The 19793-nt window shown below is 70.8% G+C and carries 19 protein-coding genes, 1 pseudogene and 1 riboswitch; of the genes and pseudogenes, 10 read left to right on the top strand and 10 right to left on the bottom strand.

Annotated features, from left to right (window positions below):
* Nucleotides 1-17: 17 nt before the first annotated feature.
* Nucleotides 18-221, bottom strand: a pseudogene (locus ACIBK4_RS36960) (alcohol dehydrogenase catalytic domain-containing protein); the annotation flags it as partial.
* Nucleotides 222-694: 473 nt separating this feature from the next.
* Here ACIBK4_RS36960 and ACIBK4_RS36955 point away from each other — a divergent pair.
* Entirely contained in the window at nt 695-1009 is a 315-nt protein-coding gene (locus ACIBK4_RS36955; RefSeq protein WP_399002057.1) for an OsmC family protein, read from the top strand.
* A 136-nt stretch (nt 1010-1145) separates the two neighbouring features.
* On the opposite strand, the gene ACIBK4_RS36950 is transcribed toward ACIBK4_RS36955, so the two are convergent.
* A complete protein-coding gene (locus ACIBK4_RS36950; RefSeq protein ID WP_399002055.1) occupies nt 1146-1427 on the bottom strand; it encodes a hypothetical protein in 282 nt (93 codons plus the stop codon).
* 77 nt (nt 1428-1504) lie between these two features.
* Entirely contained in the window at nt 1505-2506 is a 1002-nt protein-coding gene (locus ACIBK4_RS36945) for an AfsA-related hotdog domain-containing protein (protein WP_399002053.1), read from the bottom strand.
* 109 nt (nt 2507-2615) lie between these two features.
* Here ACIBK4_RS36945 and ACIBK4_RS36940 point away from each other — a divergent pair, with 109 nt between their 5' ends.
* The gene (locus tag ACIBK4_RS36940; RefSeq protein WP_399002204.1) at nt 2616-3278 is read left to right on the top strand and encodes a ScbR family autoregulator-binding transcription factor; all 663 of its coding nucleotides are present in this window, start codon (nt 2616-2618) and stop codon (nt 3276-3278) included.
* A 169-nt stretch (nt 3279-3447) separates the two neighbouring features.
* On the opposite strand, the gene ACIBK4_RS36935 is transcribed toward ACIBK4_RS36940, so the two are convergent.
* Both ACIBK4_RS36935 and ACIBK4_RS36930 read right to left on the bottom strand, forming a co-directional pair.
* Nucleotides 3448-4161 carry a hypothetical protein gene (locus ACIBK4_RS36935; protein WP_399002051.1) on the bottom strand — a complete coding sequence of 238 codons (714 nt, stop codon included), beginning with the start codon at nt 4159-4161 and terminating at the stop codon, nt 3448-3450.
* A gap of 165 nt (nt 4162-4326) precedes the next feature.
* Complete coding sequence (locus ACIBK4_RS36930; protein ID WP_399002049.1) at nt 4327-4770, bottom strand: nuclear transport factor 2 family protein; 444 nt, start codon at nt 4768-4770, stop codon at nt 4327-4329.
* A 174-nt stretch (nt 4771-4944) separates the two neighbouring features.
* On the opposite strand from ACIBK4_RS36930, the gene ACIBK4_RS36925 reads away from it, so the two are divergent.
* Nucleotides 4945-7635 (top strand): LuxR C-terminal-related transcriptional regulator, encoded by a 2691-nt coding sequence (locus ACIBK4_RS36925; RefSeq protein ID WP_399002047.1) that lies wholly within the window; start codon nt 4945-4947, stop codon nt 7633-7635.
* Between the two features lie 63 nt (nt 7636-7698).
* Complete coding sequence (locus tag ACIBK4_RS36920) at nt 7699-8871, top strand: alpha/beta hydrolase (protein ID WP_399002044.1); 1173 nt, start codon at nt 7699-7701, stop codon at nt 8869-8871.
* A 61-nt stretch (nt 8872-8932) separates the two neighbouring features.
* On the opposite strand, the gene ACIBK4_RS36915 is transcribed toward ACIBK4_RS36920, so the two are convergent.
* Nucleotides 8933-9595 (bottom strand): TMEM175 family protein, encoded by a 663-nt coding sequence (locus ACIBK4_RS36915; RefSeq protein WP_399002042.1) that lies wholly within the window; start codon nt 9593-9595, stop codon nt 8933-8935.
* Nucleotides 9596-9781: 186 nt separating this feature from the next.
* Between ACIBK4_RS36915 and ACIBK4_RS36910 the strand changes: the two genes are divergently transcribed.
* The 3 genes from ACIBK4_RS36910 (at nt 9782) to ACIBK4_RS36900 (ending at nt 12250) form a co-directional block, all read left to right on the top strand.
* The gene (locus tag ACIBK4_RS36910) at nt 9782-10249 is read left to right on the top strand and encodes a cupin domain-containing protein (RefSeq protein ID WP_366492747.1); all 468 of its coding nucleotides are present in this window, start codon (nt 9782-9784) and stop codon (nt 10247-10249) included.
* Between the two features lie 54 nt (nt 10250-10303).
* A complete protein-coding gene (locus ACIBK4_RS36905) occupies nt 10304-11248 on the top strand; it encodes an alpha/beta hydrolase (RefSeq protein ID WP_399002040.1) in 945 nt (314 codons plus the stop codon).
* 102 nt (nt 11249-11350) lie between these two features.
* Entirely contained in the window at nt 11351-12250 is a 900-nt protein-coding gene (locus tag ACIBK4_RS36900) for a helix-turn-helix transcriptional regulator (RefSeq protein ID WP_399002038.1), read from the top strand.
* A 19-nt stretch (nt 12251-12269) separates the two neighbouring features.
* Here the strand turns inward: ACIBK4_RS36900 and ACIBK4_RS36895 are convergent, their stop codons facing one another.
* A complete protein-coding gene (locus ACIBK4_RS36895) occupies nt 12270-12392 on the bottom strand; it encodes a hypothetical protein (RefSeq protein WP_399002036.1) in 123 nt (40 codons plus the stop codon).
* Nucleotides 12393-12480: 88 nt separating this feature from the next.
* Nucleotides 12481-13290 (bottom strand): aminoglycoside phosphotransferase family protein, encoded by an 810-nt coding sequence (locus ACIBK4_RS36890; RefSeq protein WP_399002034.1) that lies wholly within the window; start codon nt 13288-13290, stop codon nt 12481-12483.
* Nucleotides 13291-13429: 139 nt separating this feature from the next.
* A riboswitch (cobalamin riboswitch) is annotated at nt 13430-13510 on the top strand.
* Between the two features lie 191 nt (nt 13511-13701).
* Between ACIBK4_RS36890 and ACIBK4_RS36885 the strand changes: the two genes are divergently transcribed.
* Genes ACIBK4_RS36885 through ACIBK4_RS36875 form a run of 3 tightly spaced genes read left to right on the top strand, consistent with a single transcriptional unit; the run spans nt 13702 to nt 16520 of the window.
* The gene (locus ACIBK4_RS36885; protein WP_399002032.1) at nt 13702-14730 is read left to right on the top strand and encodes a FecCD family ABC transporter permease; all 1029 of its coding nucleotides are present in this window, start codon (nt 13702-13704) and stop codon (nt 14728-14730) included.
* Nucleotides 14730-15497 carry an ABC transporter ATP-binding protein gene (locus tag ACIBK4_RS36880; RefSeq protein WP_399002029.1) on the top strand — a complete coding sequence of 256 codons (768 nt, stop codon included), beginning with the start codon at nt 14730-14732 and terminating at the stop codon, nt 15495-15497. The genes ACIBK4_RS36885 and ACIBK4_RS36880 overlap by 1 nt, the downstream gene beginning before the upstream one ends.
* Before the next feature lie 15 nt (nt 15498-15512).
* Complete coding sequence (locus tag ACIBK4_RS36875; RefSeq protein WP_399002027.1) at nt 15513-16520, top strand: ABC transporter substrate-binding protein; 1008 nt, start codon at nt 15513-15515, stop codon at nt 16518-16520.
* Between the two features lie 8 nt (nt 16521-16528).
* Here the strand turns inward: ACIBK4_RS36875 and ACIBK4_RS36870 are convergent, their stop codons facing one another.
* Both ACIBK4_RS36870 and ACIBK4_RS36865 read right to left on the bottom strand, forming a co-directional pair.
* On the bottom strand, nt 16529-17533 hold the full coding sequence (locus ACIBK4_RS36870; protein ID WP_399002025.1) for a MerR family transcriptional regulator: 1005 nt from the start codon (nt 17531-17533) through the stop codon (nt 16529-16531).
* 69 nt (nt 17534-17602) lie between these two features.
* The gene (locus tag ACIBK4_RS36865) at nt 17603-19786 is read right to left on the bottom strand and encodes a bifunctional serine/threonine-protein kinase/ABC transporter substrate-binding protein (RefSeq protein WP_399002023.1); all 2184 of its coding nucleotides are present in this window, start codon (nt 19784-19786) and stop codon (nt 17603-17605) included.
* Nucleotides 19787-19793: the final 7 nt, after the last annotated feature.

Raw genomic sequence — 19793 nt, 5'->3', positions numbered from 1 at the left:
GCGAACCCGCCGTGCGCCCGCTGCACGTCACCGCGCACATACGCGATCACCTCGTCGCCCGGCGCGAACTCCGGCGCCCCGGGCCCGGCCCGCTCCACCACACCAGCGACGTCCCAGCCGGGCACCACCGGGAAATACGTCTCTACGGCGCTGTCCAGCGCCCCGGCTTGGATGGCGGCGTCGGCGCGGTTCAGCCCGGCGGCCCTGACTCGGATCAGCATCGAGTCCACGTGAGTCTTCGGCTCGGGCAGCTCGGTGAGTTCGAGGACGTCCGGTCCGCCGTAGCGGCTGTACATAACCGTGTACGGCCAGTCGCCGCCGCGGAGTGCCGCCTCCTCGTCGAAGAACTTCCTCCTCGGCCATGATCCGGCTGCCGTCGGCGCCCGGAAGCAGCGTGATCCTCCCGTTGCCCACGGCGTAGGCGACACAGCGGTTGACCCGGTAGGTACCGGCTTCCACTTCGACCCAGGGGAGCAGCCTGAGCAGCCAGCGCGGTGTGGTGAGCGCGAGCTGCGCCGGGGTCTTGGTGGTGGTCGCGATGGAGCGGGCGGCGCGGGTCCCGAGGCTGGTGGCGGTCGGGGCGGTGGGCTGGGTGCCGTCGTCGACGGTCCGTTCACTCACGATGATCCCTTCTTGGATTCTCACACCCTGAATTCCCCGGTCCTCGGCTGCTTAAAGTAATCAATTCGGGGACTTGACCGAAACGATCGTTATGTTCACGATGGGCGCGGGAAAATCCCGCAACTGCCTTTGTTCGTCCGCCTTCACGATGATGCTGTCCCACGTCCTCACAGAGGCCGGGACCCCGCCGAGCAGCGTGACCACGGAATGCGACGCGACCCTGAAAGTTGGCACCGGATTCACACTCATCACCATCAGGGTCCAGGCCGCCGTACCTGGAATCACCGAGGAGGAACTCCGCCGCGCCGCCGCGACCGCCGAGCAACGCTGTCCCGTCAGCAAGGCGTTGAGTGCGATTCCGTCGAATGTGCAGACGGTTCTGGTCTGATCGCGAGCGCATTCGTAGGGTGCTGGGTGCGCGGCCCGTGTCGGGCACCCAGCGGAATCGTCGTGGGTGCGTTCGTCTTGATTCCGGCGCGGTGCGCGAGTGTGACCGCCGTACGGAGCCGGAGAGTTGACGCTTGTCACGCCGGGCGAGGCCCCGTGGTGGCGTCGATGCTCGCCTGTACCGCTTCGAGCAGTGCGACCAGGTCGGGGGACTGTTCCCATTCCGCGGCCGTGAGGTGCCAGGTGAGACTGGCGCCCGGGGCTCCGGGGCGACCATGGGCGATCTCCACGGTCCGCTTCCCCCTTCGGTCCGGACCTGTGACGTTCAGATGCAGGTTGTCCATGTGGAAGCGGTAGGCCTGGATCGCGTGGTGCCTGGCGCGATGGGCGCCCGGCCTGTCGAGCGGGCAGGCGTCCATCGCGGGTCGGCAACGGGTGGGGGAGTGCGGGTCCGTTCAAAGGGGGTGGATGTCAAGTCCCGGACGTGCGAGGGGAGTTACCTGTTCCTCGCGAACGACAGGGTGCCGGAGGCGGTCGTATCGCCGCTCTGGGTTACCTGGAAGGTCCAGCCGTCCTCGGCCGGCGCGCATTCGACGTGGACCGGGGCGTTCCATTCGGTGAAGCGCAGGGCTTGCATGTGGCAGCCGTTCAGGCGGCCGGGGGTGGCGCCCGCGAGGCAGGCTGCCTGTCGGGCCGCCTCCAGGAGGACCATGCCGGGTACGTGGTCGCTGGGATGGTCGAAGAAGCGTGGGTGGCGGAGGTCGGCGGGTGCCACCATCAGAGCCCCTGCCGGGTCGCGGACCAGCATCACGTCGCCGGGGGAGGGGACCGAGACCTCGGTGGGTGAGGGGCGCCCGTGCACCGTGTCCGGTACGGGGTCGGCGGCGGCGTTCGGGCCGCGGAAGGTCTCGTACTCCTCCTCGGAGAGGACGCGGACGCGTCCGAGGGCCGAGCCGAACTCCCGCCCGGCGGCGGAGAATTGGATCCGTACGCTCAGCGCGACCGGCCACGGAACGTCGTCGACGTGACGTACGTCGTGCACCTCTGCCCGGCACAGCACATCCGTGGCGCCGTAACCGACCACCGGCTCCGCGCTGTTGTCGAGTTGGAAGCCGACGCTTCTGATGATGGGCTTGCTCGTGCTCGGTGCGCCGAGGAAGCGCTGGCAGATGTACAGGCCGACCTGGCGGATGGTCTCGGCGGCCAGCATCGGATCGTGCCGCTCGGCGGAAGCAGAACCAGCACCGGGATCAGAACCAGCACCGAGAGCAGTGCCAGGGCCGGAAATGGACGTGGCGGACGTGGCATACGAGCGCGGCCACTGTGCCGCGAGGAGGAAACGGCCGTCGGGTAGCGCTCGGGCGTCGGTGAGCAGGACCTCGGCGACCGCATTCCGGTGGACGAGGGCGCGGGACACGCAACTGTCCCAGCTCAGCGTGAGTTGTTCCGGGTCTTCCGGGTCCGCTTCGGGTGACGCGAGCGAGCGTGATTCAGTCATAAAATAATAGAAGCTATGGTTCTCCGGCATGCGTACGGCGAACGGCGGCCTGTCGGCTAGATTCACCGGAAAAGACGATCCGGCACGCAGGACAGGGGCGACCGAGAATATGCAGGAACGTGCGGAAGTCACCCGAAGGGCTGTTCTGGCGACGGCCGCGGTGCTGTTCGAACAGCATGGGTACGTCGGTACGAGCATCAGCGACGTGGCGCGTACGAGCGGGTACACCAGCGGGGCGATCTATTTCCATTTCGGCAGCAAGGAAGGGCTGGCCCGGGGTGTTCTGGAAGCCCATTTCGCCGAATGGCCGCGCTATGTCGAACACTGGGAGTCTCAAGACGCCCCGGTTCTCGACCGGTTGGTGGGCTTGAGCCTCGCCGTGGCCCGGGAATTCCGGGACAACGTGATCGTCCGTGCCGGCAACAGGCTTTGGAGCGAGCGCAGAACCATCCCCGTTTCCCTGCCCCGGCCCTTCGTGGGGTGGATCGACGCGACCGCCCGCATGCTGACCGCCGCCACCCAAGCCGGCGAACTCGCCCCCGGCGTCGATGTGGACCGCGCCGCACGGGTCCTCGTCTCCAGCTTCTTCGGCGTGCACACCGTCTCCGACGCGCTGGACGACCGCCGCAACATCGAGGATGCGGTGAGCGACCTGTGGATGATGCTGCTGCCGGGGTTTCAGGCGGCGCCGGTGGACCCGGCGAAGTGCCTGGTGGGGGCCAGGAAGCTGTTGGCGGCCACCCGGGGGCGGCCTGCGCCGAGCATGAAGTGAAGCCGAACGTGACATGAGCGAGTGCGCATTCAAATGAAAGAGAGTGCGCACTCCATCAGATCACTCAGCCCACCCAGATCAATCAGCCCACGCAGCTCACCGGAATCCCGTCATAGGTACCGAGGCGCCGCCGCACCGCCAACTCGCCCATCCCGCACGGTCGTTCACCTCACCCGGTCTCGCCCACGAGAAGCTGGTAGAAGATCGGTTCGCCGGTCGTCGTCACCCGGTGCTGGAACCGGGTTCGTTCCAGCACCGTGAGGCGTCCGTCGGCCACCAGCCGCTCGATCGCGGCGCCGAAGCCGTCCGGATCCGTCTCGTCCATCCACTGCTCATGGATCGTGAAGGCCACGGGCGCGCCGGGTGGCAGGAGCGCGAGCGCGTTGTCGAGCGCCTGCGGTGTGGCGTGCGTGCCGCCGAACGCGCCTGCCGACACCAATCCCCCGAGCGCGTACGGGCGTAGCGCCTCACGGAGTGTGTCGGGGCGCAGGAAGTCGCCGACCACGTAGTCGGCGTAGACCCCCGGACGGTCGCGCAGACTCGCCGCGCGCGCCGCCGGCAGCGAGTCGACCCCGATCACCCGGGCCACGCCACCACGACGGACGAGTTCGCCGACCGATCCGGTTCCGGCGCCGACGTCGAGGACGGTCAGCGAGTCCGGGTCCGATCCGAGACGCGCGGCGGCGCGAAGGAAACCCGCCGCCGCGACCTGCGGCGATGTGCACTGAAGCTGGTCCTGGACGACATGCTCGTAGAGGCCGGGCACGGCGTAGATCCGCGTGTACTCGTGCAGGTGCACCAGTTCGTGCTCACTCAGCGCGATGTACTCGCCGTCGGTCTCCGGCGGGCCGAGCAGACGGACGCCCGCGAATTCATCTGACATGTCCGCGAGGCTATGTGAACGACTTTGTGCGCCGTCACCGGTGCCGAAGGTCGGCCGCATGTTCCCGATTCCCTGAGAGACCGAGAGACCGAGAGACCGAGAGACCGAGAGACCGAGAGACCGAGAGACCGAGAGACCGAGTGCTCAAGTGGTCGATCTCTGCGGTCAGTTGTCCGGGTGCAGCGCGGCGTCGAGTGCGCCGAGGACGCCGAGTTGGGCGAGGATCACGCTCCCGGACGGGTAGCAGTCGAAGCGTTTGATCTTTCCGTCCGCCAGCTCGAAGACGTCGCAGCAGGGCGCGTCCATCCGTTTGCCCGTCGGTTCGAGCGTTCCGTCCCCCAGGCTCAGGGGGCCGTTGTGGGTGCCCTGCAGCGCCAGTTGTACGACGACGATGTCGCCGCTCACGTAGAGCTGGTACAGCTCGCGGTGCATGTCGGGGAAGGCGCGCCCGTAGTTCTCCACGGGGAAGGCGCGGTCCCGGCCTCGGTAGGTGACGCCGATCGACTCGTCGGTGAAGGTCCCTTCCTCGGTGAACGCGGCGAGCCAGCCCTCGATGTCCTTGTCCTCGGCTGTCTGGTATGCCTTCCGGACGATCTGTTCGTTGTCCATGGCGGTTCCTCCTACGGCCTCTGATGCTTACCGCCAGGCTCCCGGCCGGGCAGGTGAGCGGTCGTCACCGGATTCCGGTGATCCGGATGCGACCGGCCCGCTGACCGCGAGGGACAGCCCGAGAAGACTGATCATCGCCGGGATGCCCTGACACGTATCGACTACGCTGACCGCGTGGCTGAAGGACATCGCGCGACCCCCGACCTGCGGGCCGCGGCGGGTCCGGGCCGTGCGGCGGGCCGCGGACGCCCCGGGCTCATCGGCCGCCGCGACCTGGTCGCCGCCCTGGACCGTGCGGCCGAGAAACAGGTGACGCTGGTCTCCGCTCCCGCCGGCAGCGGGAAGACGTCGCTGCTGCGCACGTGGGCCGACCGGCCGGGCCCGGACCGCCGTATCGCCTTCCTGTCCGTACAACCGGGCCAGCAGGATGCGCAGCACTTCTGGCTCGCCCTGCTGGACGCGGTCCGTACCGCGGCCGGCACCGAGGGGGTCGCGGAGCCGCCGGCCGTGACGCCCGGCGTCGACGGCGGCATCATCATGGACAAGGTCCTGTCCGAGATCACGGCGTCCCGGAAGCCCTTCTACCTGGTCATCGACGACCTGCACGAGCTCGGTTCCGTGGCCGCGGCCGAGCAGTTGGGCACGCTGCTGACGAGCCTTCCCGAGGGCGTCCACGCGATCGTGGCCACCCGCCGTGACCCCTCGCTGCGCCTGCACAAACTGCGCCTGGCCGGCGAACTCGCCGAGATCCGTGCCGCGCAGCTCCGCTTCACCGAGGCCGAGACCCGCGAGCTCCTGGCCGCCACCCACATCGTGCTGCCCGACCACGTGGCCGGACTGCTGCACCAGCGCACCGAGGGCTGGGCGGCCGGGCTGCGGCTCGCCGTGCTGTCCCTGGCCGGGCACCCGGATCCCGAGAGGTTCGTCGCCGAGTTCTCGGGCAGTCACCGTACGGTCGCCGAGTATCTGTTGGCCGAGATGCTGGAGCGCCAACCGCCGGACGTACAGCGGCTGTTGCTGCGCACCTCGCTGCTCGACCGGGTCAACGGCGAGCTGGCGGATCTGCTCACGGGCGCGACCGGGTCGGAGCGCATCCTGCTGGATCTGGAGGACGCCAACGCGTTCGTCGTGGCGCTCGATCCCGGCCGGACCTGGTTCCGCTACCACCACATGTTCGGCGGTCTGCTGCGGCTCGAACTGCGCCGCACGCTCCCCGAGGAGATCCCGGAACTGCACCGGCCGGCCGCGCGCTGGTTCGCCGAACACGGCCAGGCCGCCGATGCCGTCCGGCACCTGCAGGCCGCCGGCGACTGGGACGAGGCGGCGCGTCTGCTCACCGACCACACGGTCAGCCTCACCCTCGACGGACAGGGCGGGACCGTGGTGGCGCTGCTCGGCGGCTTCCCGGCCCGCACCGGCGAAGAACGCCCGGAGTTGGCCCTCGTGCACGCCAACGCCGACCTGCACCAGCACCGCCTCGACGAGGCTGAGGCGCACCTGGAGATCGCCAGGTCGTACGCCGCCACGACTGCACCCGACCGCCGGCATCGGCTGGGGGTGGCGATCGCCTCCCTGGACCTGTTACTGGCCCGGCTGCGCGGGCACTTCGACGCCGTCTTCGAGCAGGCCGACGCACTGCCGTCGCCCACCACCGGCCAGTCCACCACCGAGATCGCGCTCGCCGGCGACCTGCGAACCCTCGCCCTCCTCAACCTGGGCGTCACCGAGGCCTGGTCGCTACGGCTCGACGACAGCGAACGGCACCTTCTGGAGGGCGCCGCGCTCGCCCACGACATCGGCCGCCCCTATCTGGAGGTGGCCTGCCTCGCCCATCTGGGATTCGCCTCCGGCAACCGTTCCCTCACCCTGGTCAGACGCCGCTGCGAGCAGGCCCTGGCGCTGGCCGACCGCTACGGCTGGGGCGCCGAGCCGGTCATCGCCCCCGCGCAGGTGTCCTTCGCCGGGACGCTGATCTGCACGGGCGAGTTCGATCGCGGGCAGCAGTGGCTGGACCGGGCCCGGCGCGCCACGCGGTCCGAGGGCGAGCCCGGTGTGCGGCTGCTGGTGCATCTGATCTCCGCGATGCTTCCGGCGGCGCGCGGCCAACTCCACGAGACTCTGGCCGAGTTGAGCGCCGCCCAGCGGGTGCAGGCCCACATGCGGGGCGAGCACGGACTCTGGACCCGGGTGACCGCCTGGACGGTCGCCACCCAGGCCCGCCTCGGCAGGGTCGACCAGGCGCGGGCCACCCTCGCCGCCCTCGACGACCGGCGGGCCGCCACCGGCGAGATCCGTACCGCTGCGGCGGTGATCCGCCTCGCCGAGCAGGACCCCGCGGGTGCCCGGCGCGAACTCCGGCCGGTCCTCGACGGCACCGCTCCCGTCACCTCCTTCCTCACCCCGATCGAGGCCCACCTGCTGGATGCGCTCGCGTGCCGCGACCTCGGCGACGAGCAGGAGGCGGGTGCCGCCGTAGAACAGGCGCTGCACCTCGCCGAACCGGACCGGATGATCCTGCCCTTCGCGATGACCGGTGCCTGGACGCTGCTGGAGACCCTCCAACTGAGGACATCGCACGCCGCGTTGGTCTCCGACATCCTCGACGTCGTCCGCGACAACACTCCGGCCGGACCGGACCGGCACTCCTCGGGACCGGCCGAGCACCTCAGCCCCAGCGAACTGCGCGTCCTGCGCTACCTGCCGACGAACCTCACCCGCCCCGAGATCGCCACCGAACTCTCGGTCTCGCTCAACACCGTCAACACCCACATCCGCCGGATCTACGCCAAGCTCGGCGCCGGCGACCGCTCCTCGGCGGTGCAGCGCGGCCGTGAGCTGCGGCTCCTGTCGAACGGCCGCGGCTGAGGACCGTACGATCACCGGATTCCGGCGACGCGCGCTCACCCGTCCGCCCACGACGATGGGGCCATGGGTGATGACCCCGTCCTGTACCAGATCCGGGTCTACGGCCATCTCGGTCCCACCCTGCTGATGGCGTTCCCGGCGTTCGCGCCCGAGCAGCAGGGCACCGAAACCGTGCTCACCGGGCTGCTGCCGGACACCGCGGCGCTCTACGGCGTCCTCGCCGAGGTGGAGGCACTCGGCCTCGACCTCCTCGAAGTACGCAAAGTCCGGCCCCCGCACGACCTCCCGGTCCGGCCGATCGTGCGACCGGACCAGCCCCCACCGAAGGGAGAACGTTCCGTGAGCACCGAGCAGCAGGACACTCTCGACGCGATCCTGCGTCAGTCGGCCCTTCCCGTCGGCAGTGACGTCGCCGAACAACGGCGCCTGCTCCATGAGTTGACGTCACGGCAGCCGCTGCCCCCCGAGGTGACCATGACGTCGACCACGCTGGGCGGTGTCCCCGTCGCCGCGATCACGGTCGACGGAGTCGCACCCCGGCACGTCGTCCTGTACTTTCACGGCGGCGTCTACGTCCTGGGGGACGCCGAGAGCGCCGCCGGTCTGGCCTCACAGGTCGGCCGGCGCACCGGCGCCAAGGTCTACTCCGTCGACTACCGGCTCGCCCCCGAGCACCCGTACCCGGCCGCCGTGGACGACGCGCTGGCGACCTACGAAGCCCTCCTGAAGGACGGCACCGCCCCCTCGGACATCGTCCTCGCGGGTGAGTCCGCGGGCGGCGGCCTTGTCGTCGCCACCCTGGTCGGCGCCCGCGACCGCGGACTGCCCCTGCCTGCCGCGGCCTACGTCATGTCGCCGTACACCGACCTCACCCTGGCCGGGGCGAGCATCGAGACCAAGCGGGACGCCGACCCGCTGCTCAGCCGGGAACTCCTCGAACCCCGGGTCACCGACTACACGGCGGGACAGGACCCCGCACTCGGTCTGATCAGTCCGATCTTCGCCGACCTGTCCGGGCTGCCGCCCCTGCTCATCCAGGTCGGCAGCCACGAGGTCCTCCTCGACGATGCCGTACGCCTCGCCCAGCGGGCCGGCACCGCGGAGGTCGAGGTGACGCTGGAGATCACGCCCCGGGTCCCGCACGTCTTCCAGGCCTATCTCCCGCTCCTCGACGAAGCGGCCGTGGCGCTGGACCGGGCCGGTGCGTTCCTGTCCGCACGGCTCGCGCGGCGGTGACGACGCCGGCGCGGTGACGCCCGAACACCCTTGCACGCCAAGGGTGTTGACGGGGTCCGGCTCAATCCTCCAGGGCCTGCTGGCCGGTACGGTCCCTGCGCTTGTCGACGACCGAGTCGACGAGCGGGACCACGATCCAGCAGAGGTAGGCCCAGTGGGTGAAGAGCGAGACCGGGATCGAGACCAGGAAGCCCACGGCCACCATGCCGAGACGGCGGATGGCGCGGGCGAAGAGCTCGGGCGGGGTGCCGGGGCGCTGGAGGCCGTCGCGGGGGACCTCGCGGACCATCAGTATGAACAGGAGACAGGCCAGGAACTGCACGGTGGCGTAGAAGACGAACCGCGCCTGGAACGCTCCCTCGCCGCCGATCACGTCGGTCGCGAACGGGGTGACCACCAGCATGAGCAGCCAGTACATGGTGAGGGCCGTCAGCCGGCTGTTGGTCGCCGTGACATAGCGGAACACCCGGTGGTGGGAGCGCCAGTGCGCGGCGATCACGACGAAACTGATCATGAACGCCAGGTAGCTCTCACGGTGTGACGTGGCCGAGTGCCACAGCTCGGAGTTGGTCGTTCCCTCCGGCACCGGCAGTTCCAGAGCGAGCAGGGTGAGCGCGATGGCGACCACCGCGTCCCCGAAGAAGGTGAGGCGGTCGCCGGAGACCGCGCGGGCCTCCATGTCCTCGTCCCCGGGCGGCAGTTCTTGATCAGTCGAGACGTCCATGGCAGCAGAGAATGCCACAAGCCGAAGGACGCTCCGGACGCGCCCGGCACCGGGGGCCGGGCCGGGGGAGTGGTACTGCTGGTCCTACCCGGACGGCTGGCGGCCGGCGCGTGCGGAAGAGGATCATCGGACGGGCAGGGCACGGCCCCGACCGGAGCCGGCTGATCGCGCAGAACGGACAGCCACATGACCATGGCCTACCTCGCACAGCCCGAGCAGCAGCAGAGGCTCGAATGGCTCGACGGCGGTGAGTTCGCCGTCCTCCTGGACGCCGCGGCCACCGGCGGACAGCTGACCGTGGGACGGTTCTCCGTCGCCAAGGGCGAGGCGCCGCCGTACCACAAGCACACCCGTGAGGACGAGGTCTTCATGCTCATCAAGGGGAGTGCGCTGCTGTGGTGCGACGACGAGGAGATGGAGCTGTCGGAGGGCGGGATCGTCTTCCTGCCGCGCAATGTCCCGCACGGCTACCGGATCACCTCGGACACGGCCGACCTGCTGATGATCTGCACGCCCGGCGGCATCGAGGGCATGTTCCGGCACGCGGGACGTGACCTCACGACCCCGCGCCCCGAGGGCTTCGAGATCTCGCGGGACATCATGGCCGAGGCCGCCGACATGTACGGCCAGATCATCGTCGGCCCGCCGCGCTGACCCGCACAGTTCCACCGCACCACCGCACCGACCGGAACCACGAAAGGCACAGCCATGTCCCGGCAACAGCGCCAGGCTCTCGACGAGATGCTGCGGCACGGCCCGCTCGACCTCGGAGGGGACGTCGCCCAACAGCGCGCCCTCTTCCACGAGATGATGACGTCCATCCCGTTGCCGCCCGACGTCTCCACCACCGAGGGCGAACTGGGCGGCGTCCCGGTCGTCACCGTCGGGACACCGGCGAACGACCCGGCGAGCGTCCTGCTGTATCTGCACGGCGGCGCGTACGTCATCGGCTCGGCGGCCGACGCCGCGGGCCTGGCCGCCGAGGTCTCCCGGCGCACCGGTGCCCGCGCCGTCTGCGTCGACTACCGGCTGGCCCCCGAGCACCCCTTCCCCGCGGCCGTCGACGACGCCCTGGCCGTGTACCGGGCGCTGCTCGACGACGGAATCCCCAGTTCCGCCATCGCCTTCGTCGGCGAGTCCGCGGGCGGCGGTCTCGTCGCCGCGACGCTGGTCGCCGTCAAGGACGCCGGGCTGCCCCAGCCCTCCTCGGCCGCGGTCTTCTCCCCGTGGGCCGACCTGACCGTGTCCGGCGACAGCGCGGTGACCAAGGCCGCGGTCGACGCCTCACTCACCCCGGAAGGCCTGCGCACCCGCGCCCGCGACTACCTCGGCACCACGGACCCGACCACCCCGCACGTCAGCCCCGTCTTCGCCGATCTGACCGGCCTGGCGCCGCTGTTCATCCAGGTCGGTTCGTACGAGATCCTCCTGGACGACGCCGTACGGCTGGCCGCGCGCGCCGCCGCGCACGACGTCCACGTCGAACTGCAGGTCTGGCCCGAAGTCCCGCACGTCTTCCAGGCGTTCGCCGCCATGCTCGACGAGGGTGCCGCCGCGCTCGACGCCGCCGGAGCGTTCATCCGGGCCCGGTGGGCCGACGGCGCCGACGCCGACAAGCCGGACGAGACGCTGTCGGCCGGGGCATCGTCGTAGGCGGACGAGGGACGACGGCACGGACCCGCGGCGAGTAAAGACTCCGCCGTGCGGGGGTCGAACATCCGTGTGCGGCAAGCCAGTTGAACAAGAATGTTCCGCATGGCTACGACGAACCACTTCGGCATCGCTCTACGGGGGTGGCGCGAGAGGGTGTCACCGCAGGACAGCGGGCTGGAGGCGGGCGGGGACCGGCGCATCCCCGGGCTGCGCCGGGAGGAACTGGCGCGGCTGGCGGGCCTGTCCGTCGACTACGTGGTCCGGCTGGAGCAGGGACGCGCCCGCAACCCCTCGGTCCAGGTGGTCACCGCGCTGGCCAGGGCGCTGCGGCTCGAACCGTCCGAGCGTGAGCATCTGTTCCGCTGCGCCCACCTCGCACCGCCCTCGACCGGGAACGTGTCCCGGCACGTCCCCGCGAGGGTGCACCGGCTGGTCGGGCAGCTGGCGGACAACCCCACCGCGGTGTTCGCCGCCGACTGGACCCTCATCAGCTGGAACGGGATGTGGAACGAGGTCGTCGGCGACCCCCGGACGTACGGCTGGAGCGAACTCAACCTCGTGGCCGGCATGTTCCGGTCCAACGGTGGGCGGCGGGAACCGATCGCGGCCTGGCCGGTGCGGTCCTGGGCGGGCGACGAGGTCGAGGAGGAGGACCTCGTCGCCGACCTGCGCGTGACGGCCGCCGCCCATCCCCACGACGCGCGGCTCGCCGCCTTCGTCGACCGCATGCTGCACGACAGCCCGCGCTTCGCCCGCCTCTGGTCCAACGGCACCGCCCGCACCAACGTCGGCGACCGCAAGACCGTCGAGCACCCCCGGGTGGGAGACATCCACCTCGACCTCGACATCGTGATGGCCGCGGGCACCGACCTCAGGATCGTCACGTACACGGCGCCGGTCGGGACGACCGACGCGGAGAAACTGGACGCCCTGCGCACCACCTGTCCGGAGCCGGACCGGGGCCCGGCCCACGCCATGTCGGGCCCCGGCGGCCCGAGTTGAGGACGAGGGCCGCGGCCCGTCAGTCCTCCTGGTCCCCGTCCGCGACGGACAGGGCGTCGGTGATCAGGCGGGAGTCGATCATCATGATCGCCGCACCGACATCACCGACGGGAGCGTGCGCGGGATCGCAGGGCGATGACACGGGAATCCTCCTCGGGTGGCTGCGGTGGGTAACTCCGCGTGTTCGTACGGTAGATGGCGGGTGCGGTCGGGGCGGGGGTTTATCGGGTTTACGGCGATGAGGTGGTGGCGGAGTCCGGATTCCTCCGGTGGGCCGGGGAGGACTCGTGCAGCGCGCTGTCGAACGCGGATCGATGGGCGGAGGTGTGGGCGTGTTCCCGCTCGGACCAGGCGATGCGGGCGCCGATCAACTCGTCCTCGCCGACGGTGTGTTCGGGTCCGCCGAGCCGTGCTAGCCACCAACTTGCATTGCGTGTCTGTCGGTTGAGCATCGCGTCGACGAGCTTGCCGCGGTCGGACGCGACGAGTCCGTAGGCATCGGCGAGGAGTCGTACCTGGGCTGCCTGTACCGACACGGGCGGAGCGGTCGGGCGGGAGGAGACGCACCAGGTCCAGGCCGCGTAGCCGACGTCCTCCAGGGGGTCGCCGGGCGCGGCGGTGTCGAAGTCGATGAAGGCGACGGGCAGTTCGTCGCGGAACACGGTGTTGTTCGGCCCGGGGTCGTGGTGGCAGACGACGGCGCACGGCTCGGCGAGGGCGCTGCCTCGCGTGGCGTCGTGGAACGAGCGGAGCAGCGCGCCGGCCGCGGTGATCTGCTCGTCGGTCCAGTGTCGGAAGCGTGCGGGTACGTGGCCGGGCAGGTAGCTGAACGTGTCCCGTCCCGTCTCGTCGAGCCCGAGATGGCGGGGCGCCCCGGTGAAGCCGCGTTGTGCGAGGTGGCCGAGGAGGCGCGCGACGAAGGGCGAGGCTTGTGTCGTGGGGCGGCGGACCGTGTCGCCGACCCGTACGACGCCCGGGGTGATACGGCCTCCGGGCAGGGGGACTTCGCCGCCTTCGGCGGGCGTGGGTGACTCTGCCATTGGCTGGTCCGTTCGTTGGGCACTCTCCGGTGTTCTCCGGCGCTGAAGCGAACCATGAGCCTCTTCGCCGTGCCCAAGGTCGGCTCGGGCGCCGTCGGCCCGGTCGATCCCGTTTGTTACGCTCCCCAGGCCTCCCGCGGGGGAAGTCCGGTGAGAGTCCGGCGCTGACCCGCAACGGTGTGCGTGGCGACCCCTGGTCGTCGCGCGAGTCCGATCGCCCGTGGGTGGTGCGACCCGTTGACTGCTCGCCGTGGACTGCGAGAGGGGACCGAGCGGCCGGCAGGGTCGTACGGGGCTGTCTCCTCGCTCAAGGCTCACCAGGCGGCCCCAGGTGAAGGACCGCCGCTCGTGTTCCGTCGACCGAAGACCGGCTCCGGCCGTGGCCAGAGTCCAGGGCGAGATCCTCGCCGAATGCCCCAACACCTGCTGCTGTTCGGGTTGTTGGTCCTCCTCTTCGTTTCCCTCGTCTGCGGGGTCGGGCTCGGCGCGGCCGGAATCGGTACGGCGGACATGTTCCGGTTCCTGTGGGCGGGGATCACCGGCGGGACCGTGCACGCCTCCGACGCCGCCGCGTACACCATCGTCTGGGAGATCCGGCTGCCCCGGGTCGTCCTTGCGGCCGTCGTCGGCGCCGGGCTCTCGGCCGTCGGTCTGGCAGTGCAGGCCATGGTCCGCAACGCGCTCGCCGATCCGTTCGTGCTGGGCATCTCCTCGGGCGCGGCGGTCGGCGCCAACGCCGTCATCCTGCTGGGCGCGTTCGCGGGCCTCGGGGTGTGGGCGCTGTCGGTCTCGGCGTTCGCCTCGGCCCTCGCGGCCATGGTCCTGGTCTACGCCGTGGCCCGCTCACCGCACGGCCTCACCCCGCTGCGGCTGATCCTGACGGGCACCGCGCTGGCGTACGGCTTCGAAGCCGTCACCACCGTGATGGTGTTCGGCGCGGCCCGGGGCGAGGCGGCCCGCTCGGCGATGATGTGGCTGCTGGGGAGCCTGGGCGGGGCGACCTGGGCGCAGGTGCCCCTGGCCGCCGTGACCGTGGCGGCAGGCTGGGCGTGGCTGCGTCGCCGGGCCGAGTCGCTGAACGCCCTCGCGATGGGGGACGAGACCTCCGCCGCGCTCGGCGTCCAACCGGGCCGACTGCGCCGGGAGTTGTTCCTCGTGACCGCCGCCGTCACCGGGACCGTGGTCGCGGTCAGCGGGGCCATCGGCTTTGTCGGGCTCATGGTGCCGCATCTCGTGCGGATGCTCGTCGGCGCCGATCACCGCAAGGTCCTCGCGGTCGCGCCCCTGGCCGGAGCCGTGCTGCTGGTCTGGGCGGACGTGCTGTCCCGGCTGCTGCTGGCGCCCACCGAACTGCCGGTCGGCGTGATCACCGCGGTCGTCGGAGTGCCCGCCTTCCTACTGCTCATGCGGCGTGGTGGCTATGCGTTCGGGGGGCGTTGATGAGGCTCGACATCGAGGGGCTGTCAGTCGACGCGGGCGCGGTACGGCTGGTCGACGACATTCGGCTCGGCGTGGACAGCGGGGCCTTCGTCGGGCTCGTCGGCCCCAACGGCAGTGGAAAATCAACCCTGTTGAGGTGCGTGTACCGGGCGCTGCGACCGGCCGACGGCGCGATCCGGCTCGACGGCGACGACGTCCACGCCATGGAACCGCGCGCCGTAGCCCGGAAGTTGGCCGCGCTGCCGCAGGAGTCGTCGGCGGAGTTCGACTTCACCGTCGCCGAAGTGGTCGCCATGGGACGGATGCCGCACCAGGAGCGGACGGCCGCGTCGGACCGGGAGATCTGCGCCGGAGCCATGGAACGCACCGGCGTCGCCCACCTCGCCGACCGCGGCTTCCTCGCCCTGTCCGGCGGCGAGAAGCAACGCGTCCTGATCGCCCGCGCGCTCGCCCAGCGGCCCCGCGTCCTGGTCCTCGACGAACCCACCAACCACCTCGACATCGCCCACCAGTTGGACGTGCTGTCCCTGGTCCGCGGTAGTGGCCTGACCGTACTGGCGGCCCTGCACGACCTCAACCTCGCCGCCGCCCACTGCGACCTGCTGTACGTGATCGCGAACGGCCGGATTGTCGCCTCCGGCACGCCGCACGAGGTCCTCCAACCCGCCCTGCTGGCCGAGGTGTTCGGGGTCCGCGCACATCCCGTGCGGCACCCGGAGACCGGTGCCGTCCAGCTCCTGTTCGACCTGCTCCCGCCCACCTCCTGAAGGACAACTCCTCGCATGCGCAAGTTGCTTGCCGCCGCACTCTGTCTCGCCGCGACAGCCACCGCCGGTTGCGGTGCCACGGTCGAGCCCACGCCGCAGAACGCCATATCCTCCGCCGTCACCCTCACCAACTGCGGCCAGAAGGTGACGTACAAGACGGTCCCCAAGCGGGTCGTCACCAACGACGTCGGCATCACCGAGCTGATGTTCGCCCTCGGCCTGGAGGACCGCATGGCCGGGTTCGCCATGCCCGACGACAAGGGCGACCTCACCGACGTGCCCTGGAAGGACGGCTACCAGAAGGTCAAGTGGCTGTCCAAGGACCAACTCACCAAGGAGAACGTCCTCGACGCCCGCGCCGACCTCGTCTTCGCGGGCTGGAACTACGGCTTCCGCGACGACAGCGGCTTCACCCCCGACGCCCTGAAGAAGCTCGGCATCCCCTCGTACATCCTCACCGAATCCTGCCGCAACGGCCGCACGGACACCTCGCGCGGCATCATGGCGCCCCTGAGCGCCCTGTACGCCGACCTCACCAACCTCGGAAAGCTCTTCGGTGTCGAGAAGCGCGCGGCCACCCTGATCGCCGACTTCAAGCAGCAGATCGCCGCCGTGCACGCCAAGGCCCCGGCGAAGAGTCCCAAGGTCTTCCTCTACGACAGCGGCCAGGACTCCCCGTTCACCTCCGGCCGTTACGCCGCCCCCGACCAGATCATCAGCGAGGCCGGCGGCACGAACGTCATGCACGACGTCAACGACTCGTGGACCACGGTCGGTTGGGAGAGCGTCGTGCAGCGCGACCCGGACGTCATCGTGATCTGCGACTACGGCGACGTGAGCGCCGAACAGAAGAAGAAGTTCCTCCTCTCCTACGCTCCGCTGCGCAACGTCTCCGCCGTCAAGCACCGGCGGATCTTCGTCCTCGACTACGTCGACCTCGTGGAGAGCCCCCGCAACCCGTCGGCCATCGCCCGTCTCGGCGCGTATCTGCGGACGGTGGCGGCGGCGAAGGAGACCAACTAGGGCGCGGGTCAGGGCAACTGGCGCAGGGCGGCGGCCATCCACTCCCGGACGGCCGTCGCCCGGTCGCGGTCCGAGTCGGGGGCCGGCTTGGGCGTGCCGTTGATCGTCGCCACCAGGGAGTGGTACCTGGTGAGCAGTTGCAGGCCGGGCGCCTTGGACAGCCGCTGTGCCGCCTTGCCGTTGGGGTCGAACTCGACGATGCCGCGCCGGGCCTTGTCGACGTCGTGCTCCCCGGTCATGGCGGCGACCATCTCGGCGTTGCCGGCGGCCACCCGCTCGGCGAGCTCCCGGGCGCGTGGCGAATCCGCCGGGAGTCCGGACTCCTGGGCGGTCCGTGCCTCCAGGACGAGCTTCCGGTGTCTCTCGACGCGGGCCATCATCTCCGGTGAGGCCATCAACTTGCCCTGCGGGGTGGCGAATGTGCGGTGGAAGAAGTCCCGGAGCGCCGAGCGGAACTCCTCGTCGCGCACGATCTCGGCGAGTTCGATCCAGGCCTCCACCTGCTCGGTGGACGCCTCCTCGGGCAGCTGCGGCCGCAGACGGTACAACCGCTCGACATAGCCGGGGTCGACGTCCAGTCCGTCGGTCACGAAGTCCCAGAACTCGTCGACGAGTTGGTCACGGTCGTCGTCGGACATCGACACGAGCTTGTGCATCAGGCTCACCTGTTCCGCCGTGCTGTGCTGCCGCGTGATGGTCCGCAGCACCGCACGGCGGGCCCGGAACTGCCGCAACTGGTCCTCGACCAGCCGCAGATGCGTGACCGCCAGGTCGTGCAGGGTCGTCTCCGCGCCCAGCACCCGGCGGATGTCGTCCAGCCCGGCCCCCAAGTCCCGCAGCGTGCGCACGAGTTCGAGCCGGGCGATGGCATGCACGTCGTACCGCCGGAAGCCGCCCCCGGTGACACCGGTGGGGGTGACGACACCCTCGTCGGCGTAGAACCTGATCGCGCTCACGCTCAGGCCCGTGCGGCGGGCGACGTCTCCGATGGAATAGAGCTCCGGTTCGTTCACACCCGTCACTATGGGATCTCAAGTGACCTGAGAGTCAAGGGGGTTGGCCACGACACGTTCCCCGGCGGCCTACGGCTGAACCGCGCGCACTTGGTCGTAACGGCCCATGAAGCGGAACGCGCCGTCCCTGACCTGGTACAGGAAGCCGGTGTTCTCCGGTTCCAGCGTGTGGGTGGTGCCCTGTACGAAACGGATCGGCTTGGCCACCCCGTCGTACGCGGTGTGGAAGATGCGCTCGGCGACCTGCGCGGGCTCGATCGTGGTGGTGGTCCCCAGCGCGTCGATCGCGCGGGCGATCAGACCGACGGCGTCGTACGCCTCGACGGACCAGCGGCCGGGCGGTTCGCCGTACCGCGCCCGGTAGGCCGCCGTGAACGCCTTCGCGGCCGGGGTGCCGGCCGACTGCGCCTCGGTGTACGGCGCTTGGAGGACCCAGCCCTCGGCCGCCTGCCCCGCCGCGCTCAGGAAGTCGGCGTTCAGGACGGGGTCGAAGCCGGTCACCGACCCCGTGAACCGTGCCGCGGCCAGAGCGCGGGCGCAGGCCGCCGCCCGGCGCGGGGACGTGCCGCCGTAGACGACCGCCTGCGGACGGGTGGCCAGTGCCCGGGCGACGGCCGGGCCGAAGTCGCTTGTTCCGGCGGCCACTTGGTGGACGGTGACGGTGCCGCCGCTGGGTGGTGTCTCGACCAGGTTCCGGGTGATGTCGACGGCCGTCTCGCCTCCCGCGCCGTCCTCGATGACCGCCGTGCGACGGCTCGGGCGGGTCCTGGTCAGGTAGAAGAGGATCGGCAGCGTGCGCGAGCTGTCGGACGCCCTGGTCACGCACAGGGTGCGCAGGGTCGTGGTGGACAGCCCGGCCGCGTCGTCGGCGGCCGACACCAGGACCACTGGCATGGACGCGGCGGCGTAGAGCGGGGCGGCGGCGCGGGCACCCGCTGTCGTGCTGGGGCCGATCACCGCGCTGACGGACGGTTGGGCGAGCACACGGCGGGCCGTCTCGCGCGCTCGGGTCGCGTTGCCCCCGTCGTCGTAGGAAGTGAGGGCGAGGCGGTAGCCGACGTTCTTGCGGGCGTTGTGGGCGGCGACCGCGAGGAGTGCTCCCCGCATCTGCGCTTTTCCCACGGCTTTCTGAGTGCCTGTCAGGTCGGCGTGGAGGGCGATGGTGTGAGTGGGTACGTCGTGGTGCGAACCGCTCGTCGCTGCGTGCCCCCTGGCGAGCAGGACGGCCGCGCCCGTGCCGGACGCGGCGAGTGCGGCGGCTGCCGAGCCGCCGATGGCCAGGATGCGGCGGCGTGAAACGCCTTGCGCCACAGGTGCGTTGAGCGGATCGGGTACGCGCGGTCCCGTCGTGCGGGGTGGCGGGTCGAGGGCGCCGGCCGAGCGTTCGGCGACCAGGCGCAGGACAGCGGGCGGCAGCCAGTCGGGCGCCGCGGACGGGCCGTTCTCCGTCAGCGCGGAGTGGACCTGTGCGGCGGTCGGCCGTAGCGCGGGATCCTTGGCGAGGCAGCCGTCGATCACCGAGCGCAGAGGCGGCGGCAGTTGGGCGAGGCCGGTGGGGTCGTGGGGTTCGTGGACGGTGCGGTACAGGACGGCGGGCGCCTCGCCGGTGCCGAACGGACGCCGGCCCGTCGCCGCGTACGCCAGCACGCAGCCGAGGGAGAACAGGTCGCTCGCCGGGCCGACTTCGCCGCCGCGACTGCGGGTCTGCTCGGGGGAGAGGTAGCCGGGGGTGCCGACGACCGCGTCCGGAGCGGTGAGCGCGGTCGTGCCGACGCCCTTGGCGATGCCGAAGTCGATGAGCCGGGGGCCGTCGGGGACCAGCAGGATGTTGCCGGGTTTGACGTCCCGGTGTACCAGGCCCACCGCGTGCAACTCGCCGAGCGCCTCGGCCAGTTGGGCGCCGAGCGTGACGACCGTGTCCGCCGGCAACGGTCCGAGTCCGTCCACCGCCTCGGCCAGCGACGGACCGGGCACGAACGCGGTGGCCAGCCACGGCTCACGCGCCTCCGTGTCCGAGGCCGTCACCGCGACGACCCAACGGCCGGTGAGCCCGCCGGCCAGTCGCACCTCGCGCCGGAATCGGGCACGGAAACCGGGGTCGGCCGCGTACTCGGCGCGGATCACCTTCAGCGCGACCAGCGAACCGTCGGCGGTACGGGCCAGATAGACCACGCCCATGCCGCCCGCGCCGAGCCGGGCGAGCAACCGGTGCCCGCCCAGTTCCTCCGGGTCCTCGGCCCGCAATGCCTGCATCCCGCTG

The organism is Streptomyces sp. NPDC050528 (assembly GCF_044457795.1).
GTDB lineage: Bacteria > Actinomycetota > Actinomycetes > Streptomycetales > Streptomycetaceae > Streptomyces.
The sequence above is the reverse complement of the archived record's forward strand: the minus strand, read 5'-3'. Positions and strand labels throughout refer to the sequence as shown.

Bases quoted from the DNA above. Each gene is read 5' to 3' on its own strand.
- ACIBK4_RS36950 (WP_399002055.1), bottom strand. From the start codon at position 1,427: ATGGACGCCTGCCCGCTCGACAGGCCGGGCGCCCATCGCGCCAGGCAC.
- ACIBK4_RS36945 (WP_399002053.1), bottom strand. From the start codon at position 2,506: ATGACTGAATCACGCTCGCTCGCGTCACCCGAAGCGGACCCGGAAGAC.
- ACIBK4_RS36940 (WP_399002204.1), top strand. From the start codon at position 2,616: ATGCAGGAACGTGCGGAAGTCACCCGAAGGGCTGTTCTGGCGACGGCC.
- ACIBK4_RS36935 (WP_399002051.1), bottom strand. From the start codon at position 4,161: ATGTCAGATGAATTCGCGGGCGTCCGTCTGCTCGGCCCGCCGGAGACC.
- ACIBK4_RS36930 (WP_399002049.1), bottom strand. From the start codon at position 4,770: ATGGACAACGAACAGATCGTCCGGAAGGCATACCAGACAGCCGAGGAC.
- ACIBK4_RS36920 (WP_399002044.1), top strand. From the start codon at position 7,699: ATGGGTGATGACCCCGTCCTGTACCAGATCCGGGTCTACGGCCATCTC.
- ACIBK4_RS36915 (WP_399002042.1), bottom strand. From the start codon at position 9,595: ATGGACGTCTCGACTGATCAAGAACTGCCGCCCGGGGACGAGGACATG.
- ACIBK4_RS36910 (WP_366492747.1), top strand. From the start codon at position 9,782: ATGACCATGGCCTACCTCGCACAGCCCGAGCAGCAGCAGAGGCTCGAA.
- ACIBK4_RS36905 (WP_399002040.1), top strand. From the start codon at position 10,304: ATGTCCCGGCAACAGCGCCAGGCTCTCGACGAGATGCTGCGGCACGGC.
- ACIBK4_RS36900 (WP_399002038.1), top strand. From the start codon at position 11,351: ATGGCTACGACGAACCACTTCGGCATCGCTCTACGGGGGTGGCGCGAG.
- ACIBK4_RS36890 (WP_399002034.1), bottom strand. From the start codon at position 13,290: ATGGCAGAGTCACCCACGCCCGCCGAAGGCGGCGAAGTCCCCCTGCCC.
- ACIBK4_RS36885 (WP_399002032.1), top strand. From the start codon at position 13,702: ATGCCCCAACACCTGCTGCTGTTCGGGTTGTTGGTCCTCCTCTTCGTT.
- ACIBK4_RS36880 (WP_399002029.1), top strand. From the start codon at position 14,730: ATGAGGCTCGACATCGAGGGGCTGTCAGTCGACGCGGGCGCGGTACGG.
- ACIBK4_RS36875 (WP_399002027.1), top strand. From the start codon at position 15,513: ATGCGCAAGTTGCTTGCCGCCGCACTCTGTCTCGCCGCGACAGCCACC.
- ACIBK4_RS36865 (WP_399002023.1), bottom strand. From the start codon at position 19,786: ATGCAGGCATTGCGGGCCGAGGACCCGGAGGAACTGGGCGGGCACCGG.